The sequence below is a fragment of the Polyangium jinanense genome (genome assembly GCF_028435265.1).
In the GTDB taxonomy this organism is placed as follows: Bacteria; Myxococcota_A; Polyangia; order Polyangiales; family Polyangiaceae; genus Polyangium; species Polyangium jinanense.
In genome coordinates, this window is sequence record NZ_JAGTJK010000040.1 from 90111 (window position 1) to 97901 (window position 7791).

The window sequence follows — 7791 nt, forward strand, 5'->3', positions numbered from 1 at the left end:
GGTCCCAAAGCTAAGCGGCGTCTCGCTCCCAGGCGGCAGCCAGGGCGAGGATGCGGGCGTTCTTGGTGACATTTTCGAGGAAGCTCCGGCGTAGCTCGGGGTCCTCGATCTTTGCCGCGCGCGAGAACAAAAGGTCGCGGGTCTCGAGCAGCAGGGCCCGTGCGCGGGCGTGGTCGCCCGTCGCGTGCAGCGCCTCGGCGTGGGCGAGGCGCAATGCCACTTCAAAAGGTCCGCCGCCGCTCGCGTCATGCTGCACGGCCGCCTCGAGGAGGTGCAGTGCCTCGTCTGCGCGTCGCTGCAGGAGGAGAATGGCCGCGAGCGTCGCGTCCACCGCCGTGCGCCAGGGAGCGGTGCTCGAGAGAACCTCGGCGGCCGCGCGCGCCTCGCGCTCCGCCGCGTCGAGATCACCGGAGCGAAGAAGCACGACGGCCAGCGTCACCCGGGCGACGCATTCGTAATGGCTGCTGCCCCGCGTGACCAGGGAATCCCGGACGCTCTCTGCCAGCTGGCGCGCCTCCTCCAGGGCCCCGCGCTCCGCGAGCGCACTGGCCAAGACACACCGCCCGTTTACCGCATAGATCGTGGACGCCTCGCCCATCTGGAGCAGGTCGCGTGCTTCCTGCTCCGCGCGCGCGTACGCCCCGAGGTACAGGTAATCCAGGGCGAGGAGCGCGCGGACCCCCGCCACATGCTGCCGCTCGCCGGCCTCCTCGGAACTCGCGATGGCGGTTCTTGCAGCCTCCAAGCTTCCCCAGAAATCACCCTCCTGGAAAAGTGTCACGCTTCGCGACGCGTACAGCCTGCCCCGGACCGCGGGATCGTCCGCCGAGATGGGGCTTCCGATCTGCTCCATTCGCGCCGCGCAAAGCTGGGCCAGGTCACGCCTGCCTTGCTGCATCAAGGTTTCCCAGGCGAGCCCGAGGACGAAGACGAATTGCCGCACGCTCTCCGGACCCGGCTCGAGGTCGACGAGCGCCTGCACGTCGTCTCTGCGCACGATGGACGCTGGGAGCATCAGCGCGCTCGCGAGCTTGCCTGCCATGGCCATCATCCAGAGCGGCGTGCGTGGCGTGGCCAAGCGCAGGATCTCCGCCATACTCGTCGCGACATACGTCCAGTCCCATCTCCACGCATACGCCCCGCTGCGGACGTACAAGAGCCATGCGCGCAGCTCCCCTGAGGCTCCGCAGCCGAGGCCTCGCTCTGCGCAATCGATGGCACCACGCAGATCCGCCCCCTGAAGCATCTGCCTTGCCGCCGCGAGATACCACTCCGCCGCGCGCTCGGGCCTCTTGCCCCGCTCGAAATGCTCGGCCAGGCGCAACGCGTCGCTTTCGCCCCATTGCACGAGCCACTCCCCGGCGAGCCGATGCCCGAGGACGCGGTCGGGCTCCGTCAGCATCGCATACGCGCCCTCCCGCAGGAGCGAATGCCGGAACGAATACTGCTCCTCTCCCGGAAACCGGCTCGTCTCGCTGCGCTGCAGGACCTCGCGCGCGGCCAGCAGGTCCAGCCAATCGTGCGCACGCAGCGCCTCGTCCCTACCACCGAGCAGGTGCCCCACGCCGCCGCACCAGAAGACATCCCCGAAGACGCTGGCCGCCCGCAGCACGCGCCGCGCACCTGCGGGGAGGGCGGCGAGGCGCGCCTCGACCATCGCCAGCACCGTCTCCGGCAATTGCTCCCCGCGCCCCTCGGCCACCGCCCGGATGAGCTCCTCCAGGAAAAATGGATGCCCCGCGGCGCGCTTCACGATTTGCGCGATCGTACGAGGTTCCGTATCTCCGAGCGCGCTCCGGGCGAGCTCCGCCGCGGCCCGTGGGGTCAGCTCGCCCAGGCGAATCTCGGACAACCCACGCTCGGCCCATACCTTCGGAAAAACGTCGTGCACCTCGGGCCGACCGAACGCCGCCACGACGAGCGGCTTGCCGGCGATGTCCCGCAACGCCGCATCGACGAGCTTCACCGAGGGAAGATCGCCCCAGTGCAGGTCTTCGAGGACGAGCAAGACCGGATGCGCGCCACACGCGGCGGCCATGAATTGCCGGAAGGAGAATTGGATCTGGTCGGCCATGAGCCGCGCATCGAGGCGCGCGGCGCAGAGTTTGGCGCTCTCCTCGTCGGGGAAGGGCGTGCCCGTCATTTCGCCGAGAAACCCGGCCACGTGGCGGACCTCGGGCTCGGCCACGTGACGCGCGACCCGCTCGGTGAGCTTCCGCCTTCGCTCCTCGATCGGCTCGTGGCCCACGATCGCGAATGCATGACGCAGCGCCGAACCAGCGAGGGAAAACGCCGATCCTTTGCTGATCGCGTCGCCGCGCCCGATCCACACCTCGACCTTTGGATGGCGCTGGAAGGCCGCGTGAACGAACTCCTGGCGAAGACGGGACTTTCCAATTCCAGGCGGCCCGGTCACGAGCACGGCGCGCGCGATGCCCTCGCCGACGGATTCGTCGAGCAGGTCGAGCAGGATGCGCTTTTCTCGTCCGCGCCCCACGAACGGACTCGGTTTGCCGAGCAGCGTGCGCGCCGCCCTGCTGACCTCCTCCTCGCGGTGAAGCTCGATCCCGCTCGGCCTACGCACCACCACGAAACGCGCGTCGAAGAGCCCCGCGGTCACCTCGTCGACGCGCACCCAGCGCCCCGCCGCGCGCAGGAGCGCGGCGGCCCGCTCGAGGACCTGTCCGACCGGCAGCGCCTCCTCGACCTCGCCGAGCCCTGTCGCGACCGCGATGGCCGCTTCCGGGGCGCAGAGGCGCAGCCGGAGGGCACAACGAGCGGCGCGCGCCGCCACATCGGAGGCGCTTGCTGCATGCATGAAGACGGCCAGCATCGAGCCGTCCGCCAGCCATTCGACACGCGCGCCGAACGGATCCGCGGCCGATTCCAGGACCTCTTGGCGCGCGATCGTGTGCTCGGCGTCAATGTCTTCGACCGGCGCGCCCACGGCGACGATACTCAGCAATCGCAGCTCGCTCCTCGTCATGGCCTCCGCGGGCGGCGCGTCGGAGAGCGACGAGCAAGCATCACGCGCATCGAGACAGGCAAGCGCCTCGGCGACCTCCCCCGCATCGACGAGCCGATCGGCCGGATCCTTCGCGAGCATACACGCGACCAGCGCTTCGAGCTGCACCGACACCTCGGGCCGGAGCTTTCGCAATGGCGGTGGATCTTCCAGCAAGACCTTCGCCAGGATGGCCATCACGTGCTCGCCCTGGAATGCGGGCTGCCCGGTCAAGCACTCGAACAGCACGGCGCCGAGCGCGAACACATCGACACGCGCGTCGAGCGACGGCGCGCCACGCGCCTGCTCGGGCGCCATGTAGCTCGGCGTCCCCAGAACCACACCCGTCCGCGTGAATCGTGGCGAAAGCGGAATGCGGGCGAGACCAAAATCAAGCAATTTGACGCGTTCGAGCGCGCCATCCACCAGGAAAACGTTGCTCGGCTTGATATCACGATGCACCACGAGGCGCGCGTGCGCCGTCGCGAGGGCCGAGGCCGCCGCGCTGAGGACGGCGACACTTTCCGCGACCGTCAGCTTCCCGCGTGATAACCGCGCGCCGAGATCCTCACCGGCGAGCCATTCCATGGCGAGGAAGGGCTCGCCCGTGCTGGTCACGCCGTGCGTGACATACCGGACGATCCCCGGATGATCGAGCCCGGCGAGCACACGCGCCTCCATATCGAAACGCGCGATGTCGCGCGGCTCCCGGTCATGGAGCACCTTGACGGCCACCAGCTCGCCGGAAAGGCGATCGTGCGCCCGGAAGACCGAGCCCATTCCCCCCGAGCCGGCGACCCGCTCGATCACGAATCGATCGTCGATGATGTCCCCTGCCCGCATGTGTTCCCTGTGCGGAGGAACCTAAAGCTACGCGCGGGGGATGGCATATGAGGAGGCTCTTGCGTTCCTTCGCTGTCCGCTTCTTCCGGTCCCAAAGCTAAGCGGCGGCGTCCCGCTCCCAGGCGGCAGCGAGGGCGAGGATGCGCGCGTTTTCGGGGACGTTCTCGAGGAAGCTCCGGCGCAGCTCCGGATCCTGGACCTTGGCCGCGCGCGACAGCAAAAGGTCGCGGACCTCGAGCAGCACGGTCCGCGCGCGGGCGTGATGGCCCGTCGCGTGCAGCGCCTCGGCATGGGTGAGGCGCAGATACATGTCATGAAGTCCGATTCCGCCGCTCGCGTCGTACTGCGTGACCGCATCCTCGGTGAGGCGGAGCGCCTCGTCCGCACGCTGCTGCCGAAGGAGGATGGCCGCGAGCCTCGCCTCCGCCGCCGTGCGCCAGGGCGTCGTGCCCGCGAGCTCCTTGGCCGCGCGCGCCTCGCGCTCCGCCGCGTCGAGATCACCGGTGCGCAGGAGGATGGAAGCAAGCCTCTCTCGGGTGACGCATTCGAAATAGGGGCTGCCCAGCGTGACCGCCGCGTCTCGGACGCTCTCCGCCAGCGCGCGCGCCTCGCCGAGGGCCCCGCGCTCCGCGAGCATAAAGGCGAGAATGCCCCTCACCCCGACGGTATACACGGCAGACTCCTGGTCGTCCTGGGGCAAAGCGCGCAGCTCCTCTTCCACGCGCGCGTACGCCCCCAGGTACAGGTACAACGCATGGATGGTCAAACGGATCGCGGCCGCATGCCGCCGATCATCGGCTTGCTCGTAGCTCGCCAGGGCGGCCTTTGCGGCCGTGAGGCCTGCCCAGAAATCCCCCTCGTCAAAGTACACCAAACTCTGGTGTTCCTGCAGCTTGCCTCGAACCCAGGGCTCGTCCTCCGCGATCCGGCTGCCCACATGCTGCATCCGGGCCATGCACCGCCGGGCGAGGGCGCGCCTGCCAAGCAGGATCAGGGATTTGTAGACGAGCCCGAGAGCGACCACGAACGATCTCAGGCACTCGGGGCTCGGCTCCCTATCGAACTGCGCCACGACGTCGTCGGCGGACACGCTGGGATCGTCGAACAGCGCGGCGGTCATGACCTTGAATGCCATCGCGGTGTACCAGAGCGGCTGGCGCGGCGTCAGCCCTTGCAGGGCCTCGTCGATGTCCGGTCCGATCAGCGCCCATTCCCCGGTCCACGTGCGGGCTTCGCTGCGGACGAGCAAGAGCTCCGTGCGTAGCCTCCCAGATACGCCGCAATCGAGGCCCCTCGTGGCGCACGCGATCGCACCGCGCGTGTCCATGGCCTTGAGCATCTGCCTGGCCACCGCGAGATACCACTCCGCCGCGCGCTCAGGGCTCTTTCCACGCTCGAAATGCTCGGCCAAGCGCATCGCGTCGGCCTCGCCCCATTGCAAGAGCCACTCCCCCGCGAGCCGATGCCCGAGCGTGCGGTCGGGCTCCGTCAGCATCGCATACGCGCCCTCCCGCAAGAGCGAATGCCGGAACGAATACTGCTCCTCTCCCGGAAACCGGCTCGTCTCGCTGCGCTGCACGACCTCGCGCGCGGCCAGCATGTCGAGCCACTCGTGCGCACACCGCGCCTCGTCCCCCCCGCCGAGCAGGTGCTCCAAGCCGCCGCACCAGAAGACATCCCCGAATACGCTGGCCGCGCGCAGCACACGCCGCGCACCTGCGGGGAGGGCGGCAAGGCGCGCCTCGACCATCGCCAGCACGGTCTCTGGCAATTGATCTCCGCGCCCCTCGGCCACCGCTCGGATGAGCTCCTCCAGAAAAAACGGATGGCCCGCGGCGCGCTTCACGATTTGCGCGATCGTCCGAGGTTCGGCCGTCGTCCCGAGCGCACTTCGAGCGAGCTCCTCCGCGGCACGTGGGGTCAGCTCGCCCAGGCGAATCTCGGACAACCCCCGCTCGGCCCATACCTTGGGAAACACGTCGTGCACCTCGGGCCGACCGAACGCTGCCACGACGAGCGGCTTACCCGCGAGGTCCCGCAACGCCGCGTCGATGAGCTTCACCGAGGGAAGATCGCCCCAGTGCAGGTCCTCGAGGACGAGCAACACCGGGTGCGCACGGCACTCGGCCGCCATGAACTGCCGAAAGGAGTTTTGAATCTGATCGGCCATGAGCCGCGCGTCGAGACGCGCGGCGCGAAGCTTGGCACTCTCGGTGTCGGGGAAGGGCGTGCCCATCATCTCGCCGAGAAACGCAGCCACGTGGCGGACCTCGGGCTCGGCCACGTGGCGCGCGACCCGCTCGGTGAGCTTCCGCCTTCGCTCCTCGGTCGGCTCGTGGCCTGCGACCGCGAACGCATGACGCAACGCCGAGCCCACGAGGGAAAACGCCGCCCCTTTGCTCATTGCGTCGCCGCGCCCAATCCACACGTCGACCGCGGGATGGCGCGGGAAGGCCGCATGAACGAACTCCTGGCGAAGGCGGGACTTTCCAATTCCAGGCGGCCCGGTCACGAGCACCGCACGCGCAATACCCTCGCCGACGGATTCGTCGAGCAGGTCGAGCAGAATGCGCTTTTCCCGTCCGCGCCCCACGAAGGGACTCGGTTTGCCGAGCAGTGTGCGTGCCGTCGCGCTGATCTCCTCTTCGCGGTGGAGCGTAAGCCCGCCCGGCCCACGCACCACCACGAAGCGCGCGTCGAAGAGCCCCGCGGTCACCTCGTCGACGAGCACCCAGCGCCCCGCTGCGCGCAGGAGCGCGGCGGCCCGATCGAGGACCTGTCCGATCGGCAAAGCCTCCGCGACCTCGCCGAGGCCGGTCGCGATCGCAACGGGCACGTCCGGCGCGCGCAGGCGCATCTGGAGCGCGCATCGCGCCGCCCGCGCCGCCACATCCGACGCGCTCGTTGCATTCATGAAGACGGCGAGCATCGAGCCGTCCGCCAGCCATTCGACACGCGCGCCGAACGTCTCCGCGGCCGATTCCAGAAGCTCTTGGCGCGCGATCGTGTGCTCGGCGTCGATGTCTTCGACCGGCGCGCCCACGGCGACGATACTCAGCAATCGCAGCTCGCTCCTCGTCATGGCCTCCGCGGACGGAGCGTCGGAGAGCGACGAGCAAGCATCACGCGCATCGAGACAGGCAAGCGCCTCGGCGACCTCCCCCGCATCGACGAGCCGATCGGCCGGATCCTTCGCGAGCATACACGCGACCAGCGCTTCGAGCTGCACCGACACCTCGGGCCGGAGCTTTCGCAATGGCGGTGGATCTTCCAGCAAGACCTTCGCCAGGATGGCCATCACGTGCTCGCCCTGGAATGCGGGCTGCCCGGTCAAGCACTCGAACAGCACGGCGCCGAGCGCGAACACATCGACACGCGCGTCGAGCGACGGCGCGCCACGCGCCTGCTCGGGCGCCATGTAGCTCGGCGTCCCCAGAACCACACCCGTCCGCGTGAATCGTGGCGAAAGCGGAATGCGGGCGAGACCAAAATCAAGCAATTTGACGCGTTCGAGCGCGCCATCCACCAGGAAAACGTTGCTCGGCTTGATATCACGATGCACCACGAGGCGCGCGTGCGCCGTCGCGAGGGCCGAGGCCGCCGCGCTGAGGACGGCGACACTTTCCGCGACCGTCAGCTTCCCGCGTGATAACCGCGCGCCGAGATCCTCACCGGCGAGCCATTCCATGGCGAGGAAGGGCTCGCCCGTGCTGGTCACGCCGTGCGTGACATACCGGACGATCCCCGGATGATCGAGCCCGGCGAGCACACGCGCCTCCATATCGAAACGCGCGATGTCGCGCGGCTCCCGGTCATGGAGCACCTTGACGGCCACCAGCTCGCCGGAAAGGCGATCGTGCGCCCGGAAGACCGAGCCCATTCCCCCCGAGCCGGCGACCCGCTCGATCACGAATCGATCGTCGATGATGTCCCCTGCCCGCATG

General features: G+C 68.9%; 2 protein-coding genes. Both read right to left on the reverse strand.

Features of this window, described 5'->3' with window-relative positions; all coding sequences use genetic code 11:
• Positions 1–10: 10 nt before the first annotated feature.
• A complete protein-coding gene (locus tag KEG38_RS40910) occupies positions 11–3847 on the reverse strand; it encodes a serine/threonine-protein kinase (protein WP_272425923.1) in 3837 nt (1278 codons plus the stop codon).
• Positions 3848–3944: 97 nt separating this feature from the next.
• The coding region (locus KEG38_RS40915) for a serine/threonine-protein kinase (RefSeq protein WP_272425924.1) at positions 3945–7791 on the reverse strand (3847 nt) is incomplete at its 5' end.